Raw genomic sequence first — 586 nt, 5'->3', positions numbered from 1 at the left:
CGTCCCGGGTTCGCACCCGCCCGGGTCTTCCTGCCACGGGCAACACCGGCCTGACGGTCTGGGGCAGATCCGCGTCCGTGGGCCCTCCAGCCACCACCGTCAGGAATGGTCCCGAGTTTCTTGATGTCGACATGCACCAGATCCCCGGGGGCGTCGCGTTCGTAGCGGATCGCCGGTTCTTTGCGTACGGGTAGACCGGTGGCCTGATCGATGCAGGCGAGTGTGGGCATGTTGTAGCGGGCCAGAACCCGGCCGACGGTGGATCGGGCGATGCCGAGGTGGTAGCCGATACGGTGTGGTCCCCATTGGCGGGTGAACCGCAGGTTGATGATCCGGCGTTCCCGCCGCTTCGGCAGTCGATGAGAGCACGACTTCGGGCGGCTGGAGCGGTCAGCGAGTAGGTCGCCGGTGCGGGCACGTTTCACCCAGCGGTTCACGGTCGCGGCGGAGACCTGGTAGCGCTCGGCGACCCGGCGTTGGGTCCACCCGTGGATCAGAACCAGATCGATCATTTTGGCCCTACCCGTCGGGGTCAGGGGTGCGTTACGGTGTGTCACTAGGAACCTCCGGTGTTGGTGTGCGTGTC

At 66.4% G+C, this 586-nt stretch carries 1 protein-coding gene; it reads right to left on the bottom strand.

The features are described from left to right. The coding region (locus tag ACQCVD_RS15495; RefSeq protein ID WP_426824674.1) for a helix-turn-helix domain-containing protein at positions 1-557 on the bottom strand (557 nt) is incomplete at its 3' end. Positions 558-586: the final 29 nt, after the last annotated feature.

Origin of the sequence: Corynebacterium halotolerans, from assembly GCF_050107895.1 — a bacterium.
Lineage (GTDB): Bacteria > Actinomycetota > Actinomycetes > Mycobacteriales > Mycobacteriaceae > Corynebacterium > Corynebacterium halotolerans_B.
The sequence above is the reverse complement of the archived record's forward strand: the minus strand, read 5'-3'. Positions and strand labels throughout refer to the sequence as shown.